Annotated in this window: 22 protein-coding genes and 1 pseudogene; 9 read left to right on the top strand and 14 right to left on the bottom strand. The window is 64.4% G+C overall.

Translation table 11 applies throughout. The features are described 5' to 3' along the window. A partial coding sequence (locus tag BG60_RS15875) for a glycosyltransferase family 9 protein (RefSeq protein WP_152563209.1) occupies nt 1-1239 on the bottom strand: 1239 nt, incomplete at its 3' end. A gap of 279 nt (nt 1240-1518) precedes the next feature. Here BG60_RS15875 and BG60_RS15870 point away from each other — a divergent pair. The 5 genes from BG60_RS15870 (at nt 1519) to acuI (ending at nt 4783) form a co-directional block, all read left to right on the top strand. Beyond that, complete coding sequence (locus BG60_RS15870; protein ID WP_008353233.1) at nt 1519-2421, top strand: aldo/keto reductase; 903 nt, start codon at nt 1519-1521, stop codon at nt 2419-2421. 10 nt (nt 2422-2431) lie between these two features. Continuing rightward, nucleotides 2432-2854, top strand: a complete 423-nt coding sequence (locus BG60_RS15865) for a DUF1810 domain-containing protein (RefSeq protein WP_008353230.1) — start codon at nt 2432-2434, stop codon at nt 2852-2854. A gap of 54 nt (nt 2855-2908) precedes the next feature. Further along, the gene (locus BG60_RS15860; RefSeq protein WP_034471954.1) at nt 2909-3124 is read left to right on the top strand and encodes a hypervirulence associated TUDOR domain-containing protein; all 216 of its coding nucleotides are present in this window, start codon (nt 2909-2911) and stop codon (nt 3122-3124) included. A gap of 161 nt (nt 3125-3285) precedes the next feature. After that, a complete protein-coding gene (locus BG60_RS15855) occupies nt 3286-3723 on the top strand; it encodes a PRC-barrel domain containing protein (protein WP_008353227.1) in 438 nt (145 codons plus the stop codon). Between the two features lie 64 nt (nt 3724-3787). Next, nucleotides 3788-4783, top strand: coding sequence for an acrylyl-CoA reductase (NADPH) (acuI, locus tag BG60_RS15850; protein WP_008353225.1), 996 nt, complete (start codon nt 3788-3790; stop codon nt 4781-4783). Nucleotides 4784-4790: 7 nt separating this feature from the next. Here the strand turns inward: acuI and BG60_RS15845 are convergent, their stop codons facing one another. Further along, on the bottom strand, nt 4791-6485 hold the full coding sequence (locus BG60_RS15845; protein ID WP_008353224.1) for a methyl-accepting chemotaxis protein: 1695 nt from the start codon (nt 6483-6485) through the stop codon (nt 4791-4793). Between the two features lie 263 nt (nt 6486-6748). Between BG60_RS15845 and BG60_RS15840 the strand changes: the two genes are divergently transcribed. After that, nucleotides 6749-8005, top strand: coding sequence for an aminotransferase class V-fold PLP-dependent enzyme (locus BG60_RS15840; RefSeq protein ID WP_008353223.1), 1257 nt, complete (start codon nt 6749-6751; stop codon nt 8003-8005). A 3-nt stretch (nt 8006-8008) separates the two neighbouring features. On the opposite strand, the pseudogene BG60_RS15835 reads toward BG60_RS15840, so the two are convergent. Beyond that, nucleotides 8009-8845, bottom strand: a pseudogene (locus tag BG60_RS15835) (NAD-dependent protein deacetylase); the annotation flags it as partial. A gap of 179 nt (nt 8846-9024) precedes the next feature. Here BG60_RS15835 and BG60_RS15830 point away from each other — a divergent pair. Continuing rightward, nucleotides 9025-10035, top strand: coding sequence for a zinc-binding alcohol dehydrogenase family protein (locus BG60_RS15830; RefSeq protein WP_008353221.1), 1011 nt, complete (start codon nt 9025-9027; stop codon nt 10033-10035). A 9-nt stretch (nt 10036-10044) separates the two neighbouring features. Here BG60_RS15830 and BG60_RS15825 read toward each other — a convergent pair whose 3' ends face one another. The 3 genes from BG60_RS15825 to BG60_RS15815 all read right to left on the bottom strand — a co-directional run bounded on the left by BG60_RS15825 (nt 10045) and on the right by BG60_RS15815 (nt 11832). Further along, on the bottom strand, nt 10045-10440 hold the full coding sequence (locus BG60_RS15825; protein WP_008353220.1) for a GFA family protein: 396 nt from the start codon (nt 10438-10440) through the stop codon (nt 10045-10047). Next, nucleotides 10437-11009 carry a hypothetical protein gene (locus BG60_RS15820; protein ID WP_033537049.1) on the bottom strand — a complete coding sequence of 191 codons (573 nt, stop codon included), beginning with the start codon at nt 11007-11009 and terminating at the stop codon, nt 10437-10439. The genes BG60_RS15825 and BG60_RS15820 overlap by 4 nt, the downstream gene beginning before the upstream one ends. A 205-nt stretch (nt 11010-11214) precedes the next feature. Continuing rightward, nucleotides 11215-11832 (bottom strand): OmpW/AlkL family protein, encoded by a 618-nt coding sequence (locus tag BG60_RS15815; protein ID WP_008353218.1) that lies wholly within the window; start codon nt 11830-11832, stop codon nt 11215-11217. 248 nt (nt 11833-12080) lie between these two features. Between BG60_RS15815 and BG60_RS15810 the strand changes: the two genes are divergently transcribed. Beyond that, a complete protein-coding gene (locus BG60_RS15810) occupies nt 12081-12374 on the top strand; it encodes a hypothetical protein (protein ID WP_144403815.1) in 294 nt (97 codons plus the stop codon). Between the two features lies 1 nt (nt 12375). On the opposite strand, the gene BG60_RS15805 is transcribed toward BG60_RS15810, so the two are convergent. Together BG60_RS15805 and BG60_RS15800 are read right to left on the bottom strand one after the other, a co-directional pair. After that, the gene (locus tag BG60_RS15805; protein WP_008353214.1) at nt 12376-12873 is read right to left on the bottom strand and encodes a hypothetical protein; all 498 of its coding nucleotides are present in this window, start codon (nt 12871-12873) and stop codon (nt 12376-12378) included. Nucleotides 12874-12988: 115 nt separating this feature from the next. Continuing rightward, the gene (locus BG60_RS15800) at nt 12989-13957 is read right to left on the bottom strand and encodes a GlxA family transcriptional regulator (protein ID WP_008353212.1); all 969 of its coding nucleotides are present in this window, start codon (nt 13955-13957) and stop codon (nt 12989-12991) included. A 186-nt stretch (nt 13958-14143) separates the two neighbouring features. Here BG60_RS15800 and BG60_RS15795 point away from each other — a divergent pair, with 186 nt between their 5' ends. Then, a complete protein-coding gene (locus tag BG60_RS15795; RefSeq protein WP_033537069.1) occupies nt 14144-14833 on the top strand; it encodes an HD domain-containing protein in 690 nt (229 codons plus the stop codon). Nucleotide 14834: 1 nt separating this feature from the next. On the opposite strand, the gene BG60_RS15790 is transcribed toward BG60_RS15795, so the two are convergent. The 6 genes from BG60_RS15790 to BG60_RS15765 all read right to left on the bottom strand — a co-directional run bounded on the left by BG60_RS15790 (nt 14835) and on the right by BG60_RS15765 (nt 20762). Beyond that, nucleotides 14835-15545, bottom strand: coding sequence for an extensin-like domain-containing protein (locus BG60_RS15790; RefSeq protein WP_008353209.1), 711 nt, complete (start codon nt 15543-15545; stop codon nt 14835-14837). Continuing rightward, entirely contained in the window at nt 15542-16597 is a 1056-nt protein-coding gene (locus tag BG60_RS15785; protein ID WP_008353206.1) for an NAD(P)/FAD-dependent oxidoreductase, read from the bottom strand. Before BG60_RS15785 ends, BG60_RS15790 begins: the two co-directional genes overlap by 4 nt. 117 nt (nt 16598-16714) lie before the next feature. Beyond that, entirely contained in the window at nt 16715-17227 is a 513-nt protein-coding gene (locus BG60_RS15780) for a GNAT family N-acetyltransferase (protein WP_008353205.1), read from the bottom strand. Nucleotides 17228-17768: 541 nt separating this feature from the next. Beyond that, entirely contained in the window at nt 17769-18584 is an 816-nt protein-coding gene (locus tag BG60_RS15775) for a c-type cytochrome (protein WP_008353203.1), read from the bottom strand. Further along, nucleotides 18581-20206 (bottom strand): b(o/a)3-type cytochrome-c oxidase subunit 1, encoded by a 1626-nt coding sequence (locus BG60_RS15770; RefSeq protein WP_008353201.1) that lies wholly within the window; start codon nt 20204-20206, stop codon nt 18581-18583. Before BG60_RS15770 ends, BG60_RS15775 begins: the two co-directional genes overlap by 4 nt. After that, a complete protein-coding gene (locus BG60_RS15765) occupies nt 20196-20762 on the bottom strand; it encodes a cupredoxin domain-containing protein (protein ID WP_008353200.1) in 567 nt (188 codons plus the stop codon). The genes BG60_RS15770 and BG60_RS15765 overlap by 11 nt, the downstream gene beginning before the upstream one ends. Between the last annotated feature and the right edge of the window lie 13 nt (nt 20763-20775).

Here is a 20775-nt window from a genome sequence, read left to right as displayed (position 1 = left end):
CGCTGAAGAAGCACTGAAGGATGCGAGGTCGGCGCAGAGATCGGCGAGCGGCTGCGTCCAGTCGCCCAGTTGGGTCTGACGATAGAGCCGCATCGACGGATACCACGGCGTGAAGCGCTGACAGTCGAGCCAGCGGCTGTCGCAGGCCCGCGACAGCAACACCCGCACCGGCCGATTCAGCGCGCCGGCGAGATGCCCCGTGCCCGTATCGATGGTGACGAGCAGATCGAGCTTCTCCAGCACGCGGGCCGTGTCGCCGAAGGTCGAGAGATGCGGCGCGATATCGGTCACGCCGTGGCGGTTCATGATCGCGCGTTCGTCGTCGCCGAGTTCGCCGACTTGCAGCGAATAGAACTGACAAGCCTGATTCGTCAGCAAGGATTCGAGCCGCTGAAGCGGCATCGAACGATACGGTTCGTGCCGCACGCCGCTCGCGCTTCTCCAGATCAGGCCGATTTTCGGGCGCGTCGTTTCGACGTTCAGCAGCGCATTGGCGTCATCGGACAAACGCTTGGCCGGATCGATGGCGATGCGCGCGGCGGGATTTTCCATCGGAAAGTATGGCGAGCGTTGATAGCGCGCGTAGAGACTGAAACCGAAGGTCACGCGATCGCAGCACGCGAGTTCGGCCGCGCGCTGCTCTTGCGTCGCCATCGACAGCTTGACCTGCTCGCTCTGTCGGAAGACTTCCTCCCAACCCGAAAATTGCTCGGAGACGATCATGCTCGCCCCTTCGCGCAGCAGCGCGTCGATGTAGCGCGAGAACTGCACGAAATCGCCGAAGCCGCCCTCCGCGGAAATGAAAATTCGCTTGCCCGCGACGGACTCGTCCATGCCGAGCAGCTTGTCCGGGAGCGCGCCGGCCCAATCGGGATCGGATTCGAGAACGAGTTGATGAAAGACTTCGGCATACGATCTGCCGCGGATCGTGCGATAGCGTTCGTTCGCCTCGTGAAACTTGCCGAGGGCGAACTGCACCATGCATAGCTCTTCGGTCAGCGCGTATCGATTGGCCTGCGAAAGCGGCTCTTCGAGTCCGAGCTTCAGGAATTTCTCGGCTTGCGCGTGCATCCCGAGAAAGCTCAGGTCGACGCCGAGTTGGGCAAGCCAGCAATCCGGGTTCGCCGACGCGGCGAGTTGCCAGGCGAGCGCACAGGCTTCGGCGGCGCGTCCTGCTGCTCGCAAAGTGCGGATGAGGTCGAGCGGCGCCATGTCTCGTATGTTGTCGATATCGGCCATGCTGATTTTTTGTAGGAAGGCTGCGGGCGGGAGGCGGTATGTTAGTTCCCCGATGCATCGCGAGCGCAAAAAAGCGTCAATCCAAGGTAGATGTATCGGCCCAATGGGGGAAGGCACTTTGCGTCAAAAGGCGTTTCGGGGAGAGAAAGAATCGTGGGTGGCACTGGGCTGTGCCGATGAAAGCATCGGCGTCGGATTGCGCGTTCGCTGACGAACGTTCGAAACGGATCGCCCGATGTTCTCTACTATGCAAACTCTCCCGCTGACATCGCCCCGCCCATGCCCAACCGCCGCGCTTTCCTCCGCCTGACCGCCGCCGCGCTCGCCACGCAGGCATTCGACACGGCACAGGCAGCCCAACCCATGCACACCCGCCCGATCCCGTCGACGAAAGAGCCTTTGCCCGTCATCGGCTGCGGCACCTGGCGCACCTTCGACGCCGGCGACGACCCCGCCCGCCGCCGCGAGCTCGCCGAGGTCCTGCGCGCGCTTTTCGCCGCGGGCGGCTCGGTAATCGATTCATCGCCGATGTACGGCTCCTCCGAAGCCGTCGCGGGCGCGCTGCTCGCGCAATCGCATACGCGCGACAAAGCGTTCATCGCGACGAAAGTCTGGACCGACGGACGCGAGGCCGGCATCGCGCAGATGGAGCAATCGCTGCGCTTGTGGCAGACCGATCGCGTCGATCTCATGCAGATTCACAATCTGCTCGACTGGCGCACGCATCTCGCCACGCTGCGCGACTGGAAAGCCGCCGGCAAGGTCCGCTACATCGGCGTCACGCATTACACGTCGAGCGCGTTTGCGCAGGTCGAGGCGGTGCTGCGCTCGGAGCGCATCGATTTCGTGCAGATCAACTACGCCGCCAACGACCGCGATGCCGAAGCGCGCCTTCTGCCGCTCGCCGCCGAGCGCGGCGTCGCGGTCATCGTGAATCAGCCGTTCGGCGGCGGATCGCTGCTCGCGGGCCTGCGCAACCGGCCGCTGCCGGATTTCGCGCAGGAAATCGGCTGCACGTCGTGGGCACAGCTCCTGCTGAAGTTCGTGCTGGGCAACCCGGCCGTGACCTGCGTGATCCCCGGCACCGGACGCCGCGAATACATGATCGATAACGCGCGCGCGGGCATCGGCAACTATCCCGATGAAGCGATGCGAAAGCGCATCGCCGATGCGGTCGCGTAAGGAGATGAGCATGAGCGATCCGTACGACCTGCAGCGTTTCGTCGACGCACAGGAAAGCGTCATCGACGACGTGCGCGCCGAGCTTTCCGCCGGCCACAAACGCACGCACTGGATGTGGTTCGTGTTCCCGCAGATCGTCGGCCTCGGGCACAGCGCAATGGCGCAGCACTACGCGATTTCGTCGCGCGACGAAGCCCGCGCCTATCTCGCGCATCCCGTGCTGGGCGCGCGGCTCGTCGAGCTGACGCGCATCGTCAACGGGCTGCAGGGACGCACTGCCGGGCAGATTTTCGGCTATCCGGACGACATGAAATTCCATTCGTCGATGACCCTTTTCGCGCACACCGCCGACGATCCCGCCGTCTTCGAAGAAGCGCTGCGCCGATATTTCGACGGCCAGTCCGACGAGGCGACGCTTTCCCGCCTGACATGACGGGCATGGCCGTTGCGCTTCGGGAAACGTCCACTTTTTCCGGGAGCGCAAGCCATGGGCCAATCCTTCAAGCTGCACGATCACGTCCGCTGGAATACGCCGCAAGGCGAAACGACGGGCCGCATCGTGCGCATCGTCACCGAGCGCACGACGCTCGACGGCCACACGGTCAACGCATCGCACGACGATCCGCATTTCGAAGTCGAAAGCGACAAGAGCGGCAAGCGCGCCGTTCACAAAGGCGACGCGCTCAAGCGGATCTCGCATTGACCGCGCGCACCGCACGTTCGCACTATTGCAGTGCGCGCGACGCCACCTGACACCGTTCCTGCAGAAACCACGATAAACGTTCAAACTTCTACCGCGCTGGAAGCTTGAATCGCGCATTTCAATTGAACCGGATTGCCCCAATCCTTTGAGGAATCGAACCAATGAAATCGAAACTCGTGGCACTGCTCGTTGCATCGTCGGCACTTGGCCTGACTTCCACGGCATCGTTCGCCCAAGTCGCAGGCACGCAGCCGCTCGGCGTATCCGTCGAAGTATCGACCGCCATCATCGATGGCTGGAGCATCAAGAAATCCGTGTTGAACAAGCCGGTCGTCAACGAACAGGGACAACGCGTCGGCGTCATCAACGACATCATCGTCGCGCCCGACAAGTCCGTTTCGTTCGCGATCATCGCCGCTAACAAGTTCCTCGGCGTGGCGCGTCACGACGTCGCGATTCCGATCGAGCAACTGGACGTGAAAAACGGCCAGTTCGTGCTCGCGGGCGCGACCAAGGAGGCGATCAAGGCGCTGCCCGAGTTCCAGTACAACAAGGTGAAGGCGACGCCGATCCCGCGCGCGCAATTCGAGCATCATTGATTCGCCGTAGTGCCTGACGGGGCGGCCGCGCGCCGCCTCGCCCGCGTTCAACCGGAGCCAGCCGATGTTCAAAGCCCTCATCCTCGACAAACAGGACGACCGCACGGTCGCGTCCATTCAGTCGATCGACGAAGCCCGACTCGCTTCATCCGGCGATGGCGGCGACGTGCTCGTGCGCGTCGACTTCTCCACGCTCAACTACAAGGACGGACTCGCGATCACCGGCAAGGCGCCCGTCGTACGCACCTGGCCGATGGTGCCGGGCATCGACTTCGCGGGTGTCGTCGAGACGAGTTCGCATCCGGATTACAAGCCCGGCGACAAAGTCGTGATGAACGGCTGGGGCGCCGGCGAAACGCATTGGGGCGGGCTCGCGCAGAAGGCGCGCGTGAGCGCCGCTCATCTGATCGCGCTGCCCGCGAACATCACGACGCGCCAGGCGATGGCCGTCGGCACCGCGGGCTATACCGCGATGCTTTGCGTGCAGGCGCTGGAAAAGCACGGCATCGGCGCACAGGACGGCGACGTGCTCGTGACGGGCGCGAACGGCGGCGTCGGCAGCTTCGCGGTCGCGATTCTGGCAAAGCGCGGCTATCGCGTGATCGCGTCGACGGGCCGTCCCGAGGAAGCCGCGCGGCTGCGCGAACTGGGCGCGGCGGATATCGTCGAGCGCGCGACGCTTTCCGAGCCGGGCAAGCCGCTGCAGAAAGAGCGCTGGGCGGCGGCCGTCGATTGCGTCGGCAGTCACACGCTCGCGAACATCTGCGCGAGCCTGCGCTATGGCGGCGCAGTCGCCGCGTGCGGCCTCGCGCAAGGCATGGATCTGCCGGCGTCGGTCGCGCCGTTCATCCTGCGCGGCGTCGCGCTGCTCGGCGTGGACAGCGTCTACGTGCCGCGCGAGCGGCGCATCGCGGCGTGGCGGGCAATCGCCGATGAAGTGCCGGTCGCGACCATCGAAAGCGTCGCGACGACGATCCCGCTCGCCGATGCGCCCGACGTCGCCGCGCGTCTGCTGCGCGGCGAGGTGAAGGGGCGCGTGATCGTCGACGTGAACGCCTGAAGCGGCGTCAGAACGTGCTCCAGCCGTCGGCGGTGGCGGGCTGCGCCACGGCCGCTTGAGCGACGCGCGGCGCGGGTTTCGCAACCGGCGTGCGCGGCGCGTGCGCCACGCGCGGCGCGGCCTGCGTGATCGCAGCCGTCGCGCCTTCCACCGTGAAGAACGCGACCGCCTCGTTGAGCCTGCGCCCCTGCTCTTCGAGCGACGTCGCGGCGGCGGCGGCTTCTTCGACGAGCGCGGCGTTCTGCTGCGTGACCTCGTCCATCTGCGTGATCGCGAGATTCACCTGCTCGATGCCGCGCCCCTGCTCCGCGGACGCCGCCGCGATCTCCTGCATGATGTCCGTCACGCGCGCGACGGCCTGCGTCACTTCGGCCATCGTCGTGCCCGCTTCGCTTGCCAGCAGCGAGCCGTCGCGCACCTTGCCCACCGAATCCGCGATCAGTTCCTTGATTTCCTTCGCCGCCGTCGACGAACGCTGCGCGAGGCTGCGCACTTCGCTCGCGACGACCGCGAAACCGCGGCCCTGCTCGCCCGCGCGCGCCGCTTCCACGGCCGCGTTGAGCGCGAGAATGTTGGTCTGGAACGCGATGCCCTCGATGATGCCCGTGATATCCGCGATCCTGTCCGAGCTGTCGCTGATGCCGTTCATCGTGTTCACGACTCGGCCGACGACATCGCTGCCCTTCTTCGCGATATCCGACGCGTTCGATGCAAGCGAACTCGCCTGCTGCGCGTTCTCGGCGTTCTGACGCACCGTCGACGTGAGCTCTTCCATGCTCGCCGCCGTCTCCTGCAGGGAAGCGGCCTGCTCTTCGGTGCGCTGGCTCAGATCGGTATTGCCGGTCGCGAGCTCCTTTGCCGCGCCGCCGACCGCGCCGCTGCTTTCGCGCACGCGGCTCACGATGTCGGTGAGGCGCGCGTTCATCGTGGCGAGCGCGCGCAGCAAATCGCCCGTTTCGTCCTTCGTATTCGCGACGATGCGGCTCGTCAGATCGCCGCGCGCCACCGTCTGCGCGATGCCGACCGCCTCGCCGATCGGCGCCGTGATCGAGCGCGTGACCAGCACGCCGCCGATCACCGCGAAGAGCGCCGCCACCACGCATAGCGCGATCAGCACGTTGCGCTGCGTCCGATAGCTCGCCTGATCCGCGCGCACGATTTCCTCGCGGCGCGTCGCGGTGTAGGCCGCGTAGTCGTCGGTGGCCTTGACGAGTTGCGCGAGCAGCGGACGGCACTCGTCGTCGAGCGCCGTCACCGCTTCCTCGTGCTTGCCCGCGAGCGCCAGCCCGGCGATCTTCGTCGCGACGGGACCGTACAGCGCCTCCACGCGCATCATTTCGGCGGCGAGACTCTTCGCCTTGTCGCTCGTATCGCTCGCGCTGGCGAGCATGTCGTTGAGTTGCTTCAGGCGCGCCTGCACGTCCTCGTGGGCGCGCGTGGCTTCGGCTTGCTCGAGTTCGATATCGGACGGTTTCGTGACGAGCACGAGATTGCGCGCGGCGATCGCGCGGCGGTCGACGGCCGTGCGAATCTGACCGGCGACATCGGCGCGCGCGTTGATGCCGTTGACATAGTGCGCGAAGCCGTCCGTCGCGACGGACAGCGCGCGCAGCGACATGCCTGCCACCAGCACGACCAGCACCGCCAGAATGCCGAAGCCAGCGATCAGCCTGTTCTTGATCGTGATGTTCTTGAGGTTCATTTTCAGGGTTCTCTCAGGGTCCGTTCGGGGGACATACGGCGTCCGTGTGATCGCTTCGCGCGGCATACTGCTACGCGAGCGAACGATCGAGCGCAAAAGATGCGCGACGCTCTAAAGCTGATTACGGCTCACGATTTTTGGACTGAAGGGAAAAGATGCAAATAGTCTGCACTTTGTCCACGACGTTCGGTAATACCGTTACCATACAGATGCGCGAAGTTAGGTAAGCATTTCATTTTCTTTCCACGAACTTCTACATTCCGATGCCCGAGATCCTCGATCAGCGCACGCCCGGATTCGCCGATGCGCTCGCGACGCTTCCGCCGACGCCAACCGCCGGTCTCGCCACGAACGAACGCTACTGGGATGCGGTGCGCGCGCTGTGGCGTCACTCCGACGAGCTCATCAACCTTGAGAACGGCTTCTGGGGTGCGATGACCGAGCCGGTCAAGGCGATGTTCCATTACTGGACCGAGCGCGTGAACCGCGAGACGACGCTTCTGATCCGCCCGCATCTGATGTCGCTGTATCAGGGTTTGCGGGAGCGCGTCGCGATGGAAATGGGCTGCGCGGTCGAGGAGATCGAGCTGACGCGCAACGCGACCGAAGCGCTGCTCGCGCTCATCAGCGGCCACAACCGCCTCGCGCCGGGCGACACGGTGCTCTACAGCGATCTCGATTACCCGTGCGGCAAGGACGCGATGGAATGGCTGCGCGAGCGGCGCGGCGTCACGCCCGTGCGTATTACGATGCCGGAGCCCGCGACGCGCGAAGCGGTGCTCGACACCTACGCGAAGGCGCTGCGCGCGCATCCGCGCACGCGGCTCGTGCTGTTGTCGCACGTCTGCTTCGCGACGGGCCTCGTGATCCCGGTCGCGGAGATTTCGGCGATGGCGAAGGAAGCCGGCGCGGACGTGATCGTCGATGCCGCGCATTCGTGGGGGCAACTCGCTTTCGACGTGCCCGACTTGAACGCGCCGTTCGCCGCGCTGAACCTGCACAAGTGGATCGGCGCGCCGCTCGGCTGCGGCGCGATCTACATCCGGAAGGGACACGTCGCGTCGATCGATCCGTATCTCGGCGACCGCTCCTGGCCCGCCGACGATATCCGCGCGCGCGTGCATACCGGCTCGCCGAACTTCGCCGCGTGGTTCACGCTGCCGTCGGCGCTGGACGTGCATCGGCGCATCGGTGCGAAGGCGAAGGAAGCGCGTCTGCGTGCGTTGCGCGATGCCTGGGCGAAGCCCGCGAGCGAGCTTCCCGGCGTGCAGATTCTGACGCCGCACGATCCGTCGATGACCGCCGGCATCACTGCGTTCCGCCTGAACGGGCGCGCGACGAAAGCAGGTTGCGATGCGATCGTCGCCGCGCTGCGCGATCGCTTCGGCGTCTTCACGGTGACGCGGCCCGGCCCCGACGCGGGCGAAGTCGTCCGCGTGACGCCCGCGCTCTTCTCGCGCATGTCGGATGCCGAGCGTCTCGTCGAAGGCATCGCGGCGCTTGCGCGCGAAGCGAAGTAAGCGTCAGCGCGTCACCGGCCGTGCGTCGAGATGCTCGATCAGGCGTTCGAGCGCGTCCGAGCACGGCGCTTCGACTTTCAGCGCGAGGAGCGCGTCGGCGCGTGTCTTGCCGATGTTGATGGCCGCGATCGGCTTGCCGCTTTTCGCGGCCCACTCGCAAAAGCGATAGCCCGAATACACCATCAGCGATGAGCCGACGACGAGCATCGCATCGGCGGCTTCGAGCGAGCGTGCCGCGTCGTCGACGAGCGCGCGCGGCACGCTCTCGCCGAAGAACACGACGTCGGGCTTGAGCACGCCGCCGCAGCGCGTGCAGCCGGGCACGTCGAAGGCGGCGAAATCGAGATCTTCGATATGCGCGTCGCCGTCGGGCACCGCGGGCGCCGTATAGCCGACGAAATCCGGATTCGCCGCTTCCAGCATCCGCTGCACGGCCGCGCGCGTATGCCGCTCGCCGCATTCGATGCAGCGCACTCGCCCGATATTGCCGTGCAGCTCGATCACATCGGGATTGCCGGCGCGCGTGTGCAATCCGTCGACATTCTGCGTGACGAGCCGATGTACCCGGGAACGCGCGGCGAGCGCGCGCAGCGCGTGATGCGCGGCGTTCGGCTGCGCGTTCTGCACGACCGGCCAGCCGATGAGGCTGCGCGCCCAATAACGCCGGCGCGCGTAGTCCGAACCGAGAAAGTCCTTCAGCAGAATGGGCGCGCGGCCCGTGCGCTGGCCTTCGCGATCGCGATAACAGGGAATGCCCGATTCCGTGCTGATGCCCGCGCCCGACAGCACGAAAAGCCGCGGATGCCGCTCGACGAATTCATGAAGCTGCTGCACTTGCCGTCCTTTTTTCGCTTGTCCGAGCGATTTGCTCTGGTGGAAATATAAGGCGAAACCGCCCGCGCCGCTGGCTGCGCATCCGGCCTTACCACTTTTTCGATATTGAAATTGGCTTGACCAAATCGGCGCGCATCGTTAGATTGACGGACGCCCCACTCCAACGACATATCGAGACATCCAGCATGCTGACCGTCATCTGCGAAACGCCCGGAACCCTGAAAGCCGAACAGCGCGAGAAACCGCAGCGCGCCGACAACGAAGTGCTGCTGCGCGTGAAGCGCGTCGGCGTGTGCGGCACGGACCTGCACATCTTCACCGGCAATCAGCCTTATCTGTCGTATCCGCGCGTGATGGGCCACGAGCTGTCGGGCGTGATCGAGGAAGCGGACGCATCGAGCGGGCTGAAGGCGGGCGACACCGTCTACGTGATGCCGTATCTGTCGTGCGGCAAGTGCATCGCGTGCCGTCAGGGCAAGACGAATTGCTGCGTGAACATTCAGGTGCTCGGCGTGCATCGCGATGGCGCGTTCACCGAATATCTGAATCTGCCCGCGCAATTCGTCCATAAGGCCGAGGGCGTCACGCTCGATCAGGCCGCGATGGTCGAATTCCTCGCGATCGGCGCGCACGCCGTGCGTCGCGCGGACGTGCAGCCGGGGCAGCGCGTGCTGGTTGTCGGCACGGGTCCGATCGGCATGGCGGCCATCACCTTCTCGCGGCTGCGCGGCGCGAACGTCACCGCGCTCGATACGCGCGAAGACCGGCTCGCGTTCTGCAAGCGCGAACTGAAAGTGGACGCGACCGTGCAGATCGGCGAGCAGGACAAGGAACAACTGTCGACGCTCACGAATGGCGAATTCTTCGATGTGGTGTTCGACGCGACCGGCAATTCGCGCGCGATGGAACGCGGCTTCGAATTCATCGCGCACGGCGGGAAGTACGTGCTGGTGTCGATCGTGCCGGATCGCATTTCCTTCGCCGATCCGGAGTTCCACAAGCGCGAAGCGACGCTGCTCGCGAGCCGCAACGCGACGCCCGAGGACTTCGAGACCGTGCTCGCCGCGATGCGCAAGGGCGAAGTGCCGACGGATGCGCTCAACACGCATCGTCTGACGCTGAGCGATGTGCCGACGCAGTTCTCGTCGCTGCTCGATCCGAAAGCGGGCGTCGTGAAAGCGATCGTCGAATGCTGACGGGTTGAATCAGGGCGCGCCGCGTACAAAGCGCGGCCGTCCTTGCGCGTCGTGCCACGGCTCGGCGCTTTTGCACCAGATTTCGTACTGCGGCGGATAAAGGCCGGTTTCATCGAAGATGCCGGTCGGCACCTCGATTTCGTCGACGCCGTCGAACGCCAGATAGACCGGCGATCCGCACAGCGGGCAATGATGCCGCCTGCCCGTCGCGGAGCTCGCCCACGCGACCGTTTGGCCCGTCACGGCAAACGCATCGCGCGGAAAGATCGCGTAAACGCCGAACGGCGCACCGTGGATGCGCCGGCACGTCATGCAGTGACACAGATTCACTTCCTTCGGCGCGCCCGCGACGCGCACCCGCACCGCGCCGCACGCACATCCGCCTTCGTGAAGCGGCTGATTCATCGGGTGAAGTAGCCGCGGTTCTGCATGCATTCGCTGTAGGCGCGCCAGTAGCGCGTCATCGGCGGCTCGGGCGGCGGCAGCGGCGGCATCTTCATGTCGCCGCCGTAGATCGCGTCGGATGCGCCGGATGCGCCCGCCGCCATCGATGCGGGCATCGCCGGCATGCCGGGCATCGCGCCGGATGCGGGATGCGGCAAGGCGGTCACGCCCGTCGCGCCGGACGCACCCGACGCGGCGATCGCCGCCGATGCGCCCGATGCAGGCGCCGCCGCAGACGCCGCGAGCGCACCCGATGCGCCCGCCGCACTCGCCGGCAACGGCGGCTCGACCGGACGCGGCGGCGTGAGCGTGCGCGTGTCGCGCTGCGCCTGAGCGTCGCGCGATGGCGCTTGCGACTCGCGCGCCATGTTCACTTTGGTCGTCTGATTGGCGTAGCCGTAGCAGGCGGCGTTATCGATCGATTGCTGCCACGCGCTCTGGCTGCGGCCTGGCACGGTGAGCGGCTGTTGCGCGAAGGCGGCGCCACACGCCGCGAGCAAAACGAATCCCGCGTAAGTGGAAGGTCTCATTGGCTTGCAGTTCCCCGATGCGGTTTTATTAGTCGTTGCAGTTTCTTGCGCCGCTCGGACACACTTCGAGCGACGCGAGTCTGCGCCGGGCCTGCTGTCAAGGATACCGCGCCCGCCGAACCGTCCACGCCAGAAGCACTGGCATCTTCCGCCAACTTTCAGACGATGCGCGGCGCGGCGCACATTTGCCGCGATGAACCGCGCATCAGAACTTCATGCCGACGCCAAGGCCGATCACCCACGGATCGATCTTGAGCGAGCCGAGATCGGCGCCGCCCGCCGATGCGCTCGTTCGCATCCAGATCTTCTTCACGTCGGCGTTGACGAACAAATTCTTCGCCACCTGTACGTCGACGCCCACCTGCAACGCCGGGCCGAAGCTGCTGTGCTTGATCGACACCGGCGTGTCGCCCGCCTTGAGCTTGTCGTTGTAGAAGTACGTATAGTTCACGCCCGCGCCGACATACGGACGCACGCGCCCCGCGTGATTGAAGTGATATTGCAGGAGCAGCGTCGGCGGCAGCACGCCCACGCCGCCAAGCCCGCCGATGTTCGATGTCACCTGATGCCGCGACGTGCCGAGAATCAATTCCACACCGATGTCATCGCGGATCATGTACGTGAAATCGACCTCCGGCACGATCGCGTTGTTGACGTTGACACCGAGCGTGCCGAGCGTGCCCCCCGCTGTCACATCGGGCTGAATGCTGATCGCGCGCAGGCGAACCAGCACATCGCCGGCGTGGATGCCGCCCATCGCATCGCTCGACGATGCATCGCCTGCCGCCTGCGCCGCGCCCGCGAACAACGCCGCGCATGCCATGACGATTGCCCCGAGACCCTTTCTCATTTTTAGCTCACTCACGTTAAAAGTGAGAATTGTCCGAGCGAGGGTCGGTCGCGCCTTTGACCACAATCAACGCGCGCCAGACGCGCGCCGCCTATCGCAGCAAGCCTTGCGCGCGGACAAGCATGCTTTACGCATCGGCGGGTCTGCGACCGCGCGCCACTTGCGGGCGGGTCCGCGCCTTGCTGAACGAAGAGAACGTGCAGAACAAAGGGAGGAAGCAGATGAGACCCACAATCGGCACACTCGGGCGCATGACGGGGATTCTGCTCGGCGGCACATTGGCCGTCGTGGCGAGCGCGCAGCAGGCGCCGCAAAAACCGAACAAGCTCGATTACGACAGTACGCCCGCGTATCAGGAGAAAAACGTGACGCCGCCCGCTGCGGCCGCCGCGAATGCCAGCGATGCGCTGAAGACGCGGCCGGGCAAGACGTCATCGGGCAAGGGCGCAGCGCCCGACCGGCCGAACGGACTCGGCTTCGACTCGGGCGCGAGCGGCATGAGCAAGAAGCAGTAGATCACGCGTCGGCCGGCTTGTCCGGCCACGGCCACGTCGAATAGCGCGACGGCTTTTCCGCTTCCGCTGCCGGCGTGGCTTCGTGCGCAGGCGCCGCGCTCGTTGCGACTTCGGGGAGATCCTCGCCGAACCACGGCACTTCCTTGCGCCGCTCTTCCATGTAGGCGTTCCAGCCCTTCGCGTTGTCCGCGAAGAGATCGTGCTTCACGGTGTTCGCCAGCATCGGGCGATTCAGCGTTTCATCGAGCAGCGCTTTCGGCCAAACGAAAAACGCACCCGATGCACGGCGGATGAAATCGCGCGGCGGCATGGTCGCGTCGACGAAGCCGAGCAGCGTGAAGCCCGCGAGCGCGTCGTTGCCCTTCACCGCTTCGCCGATGCTCGCGTATTCGTCGGCGCATTGGCTCAGGCAAAACACGGACTCCAGCACGTCGCCGAGATGCAGCAGCAGTGCGCGTCGTTCGTAGGGATCTTGCGTGGCGGTCTCTTGTTTCGTCATTCGCTGTTCCGATATGTCGAGGGTGGATTCTGCGGCGCGCGCACTGTCGCACGGGCCGCGTTCATCTCGAATTTTAGCGAACCCGGCGTCACGCGTCGGCGCGCCAGCGCCCCGATCACTTCACAAAGCGCGTGCGAAAGCTCAGTCGATAATCATTCGGCGATACACCGAGCCGCCGCGTGAACACGAGCCGCATGCGGTCCGCCGTGCCGAAGCCGCAGTCGTAGGCGACGGTTTTCAGCGGCTTGTCGCTGCTTTCGAGCATATTGCGCGCCGCGTCGACGCGCGCCCGTTCGACGAACTCGTGCGGCGTCAACTGCGCGAGTTGCACGAAGGCGCGCGCGAAGTTGCGCTCGCTCATGCCCGCGACGCTCGCCATGCGCGCGACGGACAGCCGCTCGCCGATGTGCTCCATGACGTACGCCTGCACTTTCGCGACCGGCGACGTGTCGTCGGCGGGGGCGCTCAGATACGGGCTGAACTGCGATTGTCCGCCGCGCCGCTGCGCGAATACGACGAGCCGTTTCGCGACCGCGAGCGCGACTTGCGCGCCGTGATCTTCGGCGACGAGCGCGAGCGCGACATCGATGCCCGCCGTCACGCCCGCCGACGTGACGAGATTGCCGTCGCGCATATAAATGCGATCGAGTTCGACGCGTGCGCGCGGAAAACGCTCCGCGAGCCGCGGCGCATTCTGCCAGTGCGTGGTGACATTGCGGCCGTCGAGCAGGCCCGCGTGACCGAGCGCGAATGCGCCGGTGCAGATCGAGCCGTAACGCTCGCAGCGCGACGCCGTATCGACGAGCCAGGTGCAGAGGCGCCGATCGGGTTCATCGACGGGAAGGCTCGGACCGCCCGCGACGAGCGCCGTGCCGTAATGGCGATCGGCTTTGTCGAACGGCAGATCCGCGACGAGCCGCGTGCCGTTCGACGCGCGCACGATGCGCTCCTCCGGTCCGACAAGCGTGATCTCATACGCGTCCGAGGCAGCGATGAAGCCGTTCGCTTCCGCGAAGACATCGACGGGACCGGCCACATCGAGCGCCTGCACGCCCTGAAAGATTGCGATTGCAACTGTCGGCATCGGAGAGAAAGTCGGTGATGAGCGCGCGTGGCGGAAGACGGCGTGCGCCTGGCAGAGTTCGACGCGTCGTTTCGATTGAGACGCGAGCGCCTTTTGAAGAGACTGAAGGCATCGGACGCGCTGCGCGATTTTAGCAACGCACGACGCTTCGCGTCTTTCATCGACTCACATTCCGGAGCTTCAAACATGAGCGAAATCATCGCAGGCATGAGCATTCCCGACAGCCAGATGGCGCGCGAAGCCACGCAACTCGTACGCGATACGGAACCCGACCTGCTCTATCATCACTCGCGCCGCGTGTTCCTGTTCGGCGCGCTCGCGGGCGAACGCAAGCGGCTGAAATACGATCCCGAACTGCTTTATATCGGCGCGATGTTCCACGACATGGGCCTCACCGATGCATACAGCAGCCCGCACGACCGCTTCGAAGTCGATGGCGCGAACGCGGCGCGCGATTTCCTGCGCGGGCATGGCATCGGCGAAAGCGAGATCGAGCAGGTGTGGGATGCGATCGCGCTGCACACGACGCCCGGCATTCCGCAGCACAAGAAACCGGTGGTCGCGCTCGTCACGGCGGGCGTCGAGATGGATGTGCTCGGTCTCGCCTACGACGAGTTCAGCGCCGATCAACGCCGGCTCGTCGTTGCGGCGCATCCGCGCGAGGCGAACTTCAAGGAAGGCATCATCGACGCCTTCGCCAAAGGGACGATCGCCAAGCCGGAATCCACTTTCGGCAACGTCAAGGCCGATGTCCTCGCGCTGAAAGACCCGAACTACAGGCGCCTGAACTTCTGCAGCATCATCCTCGGATCGGCGTGGAACGATCAGCCGCACGATCATGCGACGTGCCGCAATCCTTCGCATCGACACGCGTAGTTCAGCGACAAACGCGATACGGACCCATGTCGACGTGAAAGTGCGTCTTGTGCAAGGCGTTGTAGTCGGGGCCTAATGTGGTATCGAAGGCATGACACGCGCCTTCGTGAACGCGGCGCAGGAACTGGCCGTCGGGCGACGCGGCATCGTCCCAACGAGCGAGCGTGATGCGGCGTCCGTCATCGAGCACGAAGCCGGTTAGATCGATGGCGTTCGCGCTCGCGTGCTGGCTCAGCGCCGCGTCCTGCTGATGATTCACATTGCGGCAAGCATAACTGCCGACATGCTCGATGCGCGCGATGCGCTCGCCATATGTATCGAGCGCGGCCGCCTGAAGATATTGATGCTCGAAGTAGGCGATGCCGAGCGCGAGCGGACACGTCGCGAGAAACGGCGCGCTGAAGCGCACGTCTTGCGATTGCGTGACGCGTACGACGCTTTGGAGCGCGCATCCGCCCGGTCCGGTCGCATCGGCCATCTCGCGATAGACGAGACCCGAGCGTGCGAGCGCGGCATCGCAGCGTTGCGCGTCGTGCATCGTGCGCCATAATTTGAAGCGCGTGAGCGGACCTTGCGGCGCGCGCACGTCGAGCGGTGCGAAAGGATCGTAACGCTCGGGCAGCACGATGCGTTTCGAATAGACCGCGTAGCCGAACATCGCCGCGCCGGCGAGCAACGCGAGGAACAGCCATCCGACGATGCGTGCGATCACGCGTGATCGGCCGTGTGCGCCGCGCTCACGCGCTCGGCGAGCTTGGCGTCGTAGCTCGAATGTACATGCACGCGCTTTTTCTCGGGATACGCGTACGAATACGCCTTGCGCAACGCGAGCGACGCTTCGTGAAAGCCCGACAGAATGAGCTTCTGCTTGTTCGGATAGTTGGCGATATCGCCGACTGCGAAAATGCCCGGCCGCGACGATTCATAGTTGGACGTATCCACTTCGATGCGGCCGCCGCGCACGTCGAGATTCCATGTCGCGATCGGCCCGAGCTCCGACACGAGACCGTAGAGCGCGACGATCTTGTCGACGGCCAGATCGGTCGAGCCTTCCACCTGCTTGATGCGTGCGCCGCGCAGCACGCCATCGGGCGCATCGAGCGATTCGATCATGCCGACGACGAACGACATCTCACCGGCTTCGACCGCGCGCTTCATCGTCGCGACGGAATTCGCGGCTGCCGAAAACCCGTTGCGCCGATGCACGAGCGTGAGCTTCCTGGCGATGTCCTTCAATGCGAGCGCCCAGTCGAGCGCCGAGTCGCCGCCGCCCGCGACGACGATCTCCTTGTCCGCGAAATCGGCCGCGCGCGAGACGCTGTAATGCACGTCGCGGCCTTCGAGCGCGGCGGCTTCGGGCAACTGCAGACGCTGCGGAACGAACGCGCCGTTGCCCGCGGCGATGAGGATCGCGGCGCAATCGAAAGTCATGCCGTTTTCGGTAGTCACGGTCCAGCGATGATCGTCATCGCGCTGCGTGACGGATTGCACGCGTTGATCGAGGTGGATCGGCACGTCGAAGGGACGAATCTGTTCCAGCAGGCGATCGACGAGCTCGCGCGCGGTGCATGAGGGAATCGCGGGGATATCGTAGATCGGCTTGTCGGGGTAGAGCTCGATGCACTGTCCGCCGATGCGGCCGAGCGTATCGACGATCTGGCACGAGAGGCCGATGACGCCCGCCTCGAAGGCCGCGAATAGCCCGACCGGGCCCGCGCCTATGATCAACACGTCGGTTTTTATCGCTTCGCTTTGAGGTTCCATTTCGGGGTTCTTTCCTTGGCCTGCTGACTTTTTCAGCATTCTTCGGGCCACGATACAGAAAGCGTTCTCTCGCGGCAACGAAACCCCTTGCGGCTTAGCGGCGATTGCTTTCAGGCGTCAGGCGCGGGCATCGAAGGCTTTGTCGAAAGAAACGGTTCCGGCGGGGACTTTTTCGCTGAAAGCTAACGCCTGGAAGTATTCGGCGGGCACGCCGGGGAGCGTGAGCGCGGATTCGGGTCGGAAGCCGAAGCGTCCGTAATAACCTGGATCGCCGAGCACGACGCAGCCCGCGGCGCCATCGCGCTTCAGGTGCGCGAGCGCTTCCTTCACGAGTTCGCCGCCGATGCCTTCGCGTTGACGCGCGGGCGTCACGGAAAGCGGACCGAGGCCGAACCAGCCGCTCGCGGTTGCGCTGATGCTGATGGGCGAGATCGCGATATGCCCAATGATGTCGCCGTTTTCCACCGCAACGAGGGATAGCGTGAGGCGGCCCGTTTTTCGCAATGCGTTGACGATGAACTGCTCGGTGTGGCTCGAATAGGGCATATCGAGAAATGCGGCAGTGGTCAGTATTTCGATCGCGTCGATGTCGCTGAGTTGCTCGTGGCGGATTGATGTGGATGCCTTCATAGGGTGCTCTGTCTTGCGGTGGTGAGGCGTGCATTCTAGCTCTGGGCTATGTCGCCGGATCCCGTTTTCGTGTCGGTCTGTTGGCGTTGCCCCTGTGCGGGGCGGCACTCACTTTCTTTGCCGCTGCAAAGAAAGTAAGCAAAGAAAGCAGCTTTTCAGGCCCGCGGTCACACGCAATTTGGGTAGTTCTCTCATCGCAGATGGCACTCGCCTAAAGAGTGCCCTCATAGGCCCAATCCAGCTTGGATCGCGCACGGTCTGCCGCCCGAATGCGTTGAGCGCGCTGGTTCAGCACGAAAAAGCATCGGCACAGCGCTACGCGCTGCCGCCGGGCATTCAAGGGAAACCATCGGTTTGCGCACGCAGTGCGATAGCGATGTCACTAGCGAAGCACACGCATCCCCGATTGCCAAATCGCGCATGACCGCCGGCCTATCAGTAGCTGCTTTCTTTAGTTTTAGTTACTGCAGCCCCGCACAGGGGAAGTGCCAATAGAGCGACGCGTAATCGGATTTGATAGAAGCCGAAGGCAAACCAAACATCACTTCGCATTCGCCCCCGAATTCAACTCCCGCGCGTAATACATGGCAGCAGCATCGATCTCCTCGGGCGTCATGTTGCGCGCGACATTGCGCATGACCCCATCGATATCGTTGGTCCGCGTCCCATTGGCAAACGCCAGCAACTGCGATTTGGTGTAAGCCGCCGGCAAGCCATCGAGCCACGGACTCCCCGCCTTCGTATCGATGCCCCCATGACACACCGCGCAAGGAGCGATATTTCTCATCGGCGCACCGTGCGCGACGATCGGCGGCGCAAGCGCACTGCTCACCTTGCGCTGCGCCGGCGGCCGCGGCAAGTTCGCGTAATACGCAGCGAGATCGCGCATGTCCTGATCCGAAAGATTCATCGCCATCGGCGACATCACCGCGTTGCTCCGCGCGCCCTTCTGAAAATCGATCAATTGCTTGTAAATCACCGACGCATATTGCCCCGCCAGATTCGGCGAGTTGGCCTCGCTCATGCCACGCTCGCCGTGACACATCGTGCAGCGTAGAGCCAGCGTCGCGCCACGTCCGATCGAATTCGCGCTCACCTTGTCGAGCAGTTGAGGCGTCATCTCGACGCTCGTCAGCTTCTCTTTCGGCTCGACCGCCGCGCCGCTCGCATACCACTCGCGCGGCACGCCCGCCGCGCTGCAGATCGCATTCCAGATGCCGGCGAACTGCGCATCGCGCTGCACCGAAGGCAGCCACACGAACCCTATCAGCGCCGATACCACCGCAACCGCGATCGTCCCCAACACGCTGACCGTGAACCAGCGATTGCGAAATGTGAAGAGGCGTTCGTCGCTCATCGCTGCGCTCCGATCGGCACCGCAGGCACCGCCGTGTCCGAACGCGCCAGCAACTGCGCAATCGGATAGCCGTAGTTGACGAGCGTAAGCCCGATCATCAGCACGAGCCACAGCGCAAAGCTGTTCAACGCCACCGGAAGCGTGCGCGGCTCATGCACCGCGCGGCTGAAGCGGAACGCCTCGGGCTGCACCAGCGGCGCGCGATGTCCCCTTATCAGCACGATGAAAAACAGCACCGCCGACACAACCAGAATCAGCCCGCCGACAACCGATATCACGACGGACAGCGCCTGCGCCGCAAGCGCCGGATCGTTGTAGTCGTAGAACGCCATGCGTCGCGGCATGCCAAGAATGCCGACGAAATGCCACGGAAAAGTCAGCACGATCATGCCGATGAACCACAGCCACAATTGCCAGCGCATCAGCTTCACGCTCTGCAATGCGCGGCCCGTCAGATGCGGCCACAGATCGTAGGCGATCACGAAGTACATGATGACGATCGCGCCGCCGAAGATCAGATGGAAATGCCCCGTCACCCATTGCGTGTTGTGCACGGTCGAATCGAGCTGATAGCTCATGTTGATGAGCCCGCCCGCGCCGCCGAAACCGAGCATCACGAACGAGAACGCGAGCGCAAGCATCATCGGGTTATCCCACGGCAACGCCTTGATCCAGCCGAGCGGGCCGCGTCCGCCGCGCAGCCGCGCCGCAATCTCCACCGACGCGCAGATCGTGAACACGGTCAGCAACGTCGGCACGGCGACGAGCGTCGTAAAGACCGAATGCATGAACTTGAAGCCCGAGCCGACTTGCGGATCGGCAAACAAGTGATGAATGCCGATGGGCATCGACACGACGAGGAACAGGATGAACGAGATGCGTGCCATCGCATCGCTGTAGAGACGGCCGCCGATCGCGCGCGGAATGATCGTGTAATACGCGATATACGCCGGCATCAGCCAGAAGTAGACGATCGCGTGCAGCGTCCACGAGAAGAACACGCGCGCGAGTCCCGCGTCGATGGTCGTCTTCCAGCCGATCGCGACAGGCAGAATCATGAACAGCACTTCGATGGCCGCGCCCACCGCCGTCCAACCCCACAGATACGCGCCCGCGACGGTCGCGAACATCGCGAGCGGGATCGGCTTGCCGCGATTCTCGCGCTTCCACGACGCGAGATTCACCGACATCAGCGCCACCCAGACCCACGATCCGACCACGACGAACACGACGCCGACGTAATAGAACACGTTGCCGATCATCGGCGGATAAAAGGTATAGAGCACGGATGCGAGACCCATCGCGACGGGCACAGTGGCCGTCACCGCGCCGATCGCGACGAGCCAGAAGCCGAGCCACGCGAAGCGCAAACCCACGAGCGGGCGCTTCAACGCAAGCTCGCTGACTGCATAGCCGAAGCCCATCGCGATGAGCGTCGGGAACGCGTAGCCCATCACCGTGCCGTGCTCCGTCACCGAGCGATAGTAAAGCTCCGGATTCTGCAGCCACGGATGCAGCGGACTGCGCACGAGCATCTGCCATGCGCCGAGCAGCAGCGCGACACCGAAGGCGATGAACGCCAGCCAGAAATGCGCGAGGACGAGGCGCTTGCTATTGAACACAGGACAGTCTCCGCGAATTGGCCGGCATCTTGTCGGCCATCTGCATGAATTCGGCGCGATCCACCACCTTCACATGCGCCCACATGTTCTGATGCCCGGTGCCGCAATACTCGTGACAAGGCATCAGATGGTCGCCCGGCTTGTCGAAGGTCGTCTTGAAGGTCGAGACATAGCCCGGCTCCAGCATCGAATTGATGTTCGTGTCGGTGATCAGAAAGCCGTGCACGACATCCGAACTCGTCGCGCGGAACGTGACCGGCACGCCCGCCGGCACGACAAGACATTGCGGCGTGAACGAATACTGCTGCGCGACGATACGCACCGTCACGGAGCCGTCCGCCTCGGGCGCGCTGCCGAGATTGCTTTCGATGAATTCGCCCGATACGTGCAGCGTTTCCGGGCGGACCGTCTCGACGCGCGAGGGCGGCATCATCGCCCAGTGCACGCCGGTGTAGACGACCATGCCGACCAGCACGACGACGATCGCGAGCACGAGAATCGCCCAGCGCCGTTCGACCCGTTCGGCGACATCGTGCGAGCTTGGATGGATGGCCATATGCGACGCCTTA

The organism is Caballeronia zhejiangensis (assembly GCF_000698575.1).
GTDB classification, from domain to species: domain Bacteria; phylum Pseudomonadota; class Gammaproteobacteria; order Burkholderiales; family Burkholderiaceae; genus Caballeronia; species Caballeronia zhejiangensis.
This window is presented reverse-complemented; position numbering and strand designations above follow the sequence as displayed.

What these genes read in the sequence shown, in the direction of transcription:
- BG60_RS15870 (WP_008353233.1), top strand. Translation starts at nt 1,519, where the DNA reads ATGCCCAACCGCCGCGCTTTCCTCCGCCTGACCGCCGCCGCGCTCGCC.
- BG60_RS15855 (WP_008353227.1), top strand. Translation starts at nt 3,286, where the DNA reads ATGAAATCGAAACTCGTGGCACTGCTCGTTGCATCGTCGGCACTTGGC.
- BG60_RS15795 (WP_033537069.1), top strand. Translation starts at nt 14,144, where the DNA reads ATGAGCGAAATCATCGCAGGCATGAGCATTCCCGACAGCCAGATGGCG.
- BG60_RS15860 (WP_034471954.1), top strand. Translation starts at nt 2,909, where the DNA reads ATGGGCCAATCCTTCAAGCTGCACGATCACGTCCGCTGGAATACGCCG.
- BG60_RS15785 (WP_008353206.1), bottom strand. Translation starts at nt 16,597, where the DNA reads ATGGAACCTCAAAGCGAAGCGATAAAAACCGACGTGTTGATCATAGGC.
- BG60_RS15805 (WP_008353214.1), bottom strand. Translation starts at nt 12,873, where the DNA reads ATGACGAAACAAGAGACCGCCACGCAAGATCCCTACGAACGACGCGCA.
- BG60_RS15780 (WP_008353205.1), bottom strand. Translation starts at nt 17,227, where the DNA reads ATGAAGGCATCCACATCAATCCGCCACGAGCAACTCAGCGACATCGAC.
- BG60_RS15830 (WP_008353221.1), top strand. Translation starts at nt 9,025, where the DNA reads ATGCTGACCGTCATCTGCGAAACGCCCGGAACCCTGAAAGCCGAACAG.
- BG60_RS15800 (WP_008353212.1), bottom strand. Translation starts at nt 13,957, where the DNA reads ATGCCGACAGTTGCAATCGCAATCTTTCAGGGCGTGCAGGCGCTCGAT.
- BG60_RS15775 (WP_008353203.1), bottom strand. Translation starts at nt 18,584, where the DNA reads ATGAGCGACGAACGCCTCTTCACATTTCGCAATCGCTGGTTCACGGTC.
- BG60_RS15765 (WP_008353200.1), bottom strand. Translation starts at nt 20,762, where the DNA reads ATGGCCATCCATCCAAGCTCGCACGATGTCGCCGAACGGGTCGAACGG.
- acuI (WP_008353225.1), top strand. Translation starts at nt 3,788, where the DNA reads ATGTTCAAAGCCCTCATCCTCGACAAACAGGACGACCGCACGGTCGCG.
- BG60_RS15820 (WP_033537049.1), bottom strand. Translation starts at nt 11,009, where the DNA reads ATGAGACCTTCCACTTACGCGGGATTCGTTTTGCTCGCGGCGTGTGGC.
- BG60_RS15840 (WP_008353223.1), top strand. Translation starts at nt 6,749, where the DNA reads ATGCCCGAGATCCTCGATCAGCGCACGCCCGGATTCGCCGATGCGCTC.
- BG60_RS15825 (WP_008353220.1), bottom strand. Translation starts at nt 10,440, where the DNA reads ATGAATCAGCCGCTTCACGAAGGCGGATGTGCGTGCGGCGCGGTGCGG.
- BG60_RS15865 (WP_008353230.1), top strand. Translation starts at nt 2,432, where the DNA reads ATGAGCGATCCGTACGACCTGCAGCGTTTCGTCGACGCACAGGAAAGC.
- BG60_RS15845 (WP_008353224.1), bottom strand. Translation starts at nt 6,485, where the DNA reads ATGAACCTCAAGAACATCACGATCAAGAACAGGCTGATCGCTGGCTTC.
- BG60_RS15810 (WP_144403815.1), top strand. Translation starts at nt 12,081, where the DNA reads ATGAGACCCACAATCGGCACACTCGGGCGCATGACGGGGATTCTGCTC.
- BG60_RS15815 (WP_008353218.1), bottom strand. Translation starts at nt 11,832, where the DNA reads ATGGCATGCGCGGCGTTGTTCGCGGGCGCGGCGCAGGCGGCAGGCGAT.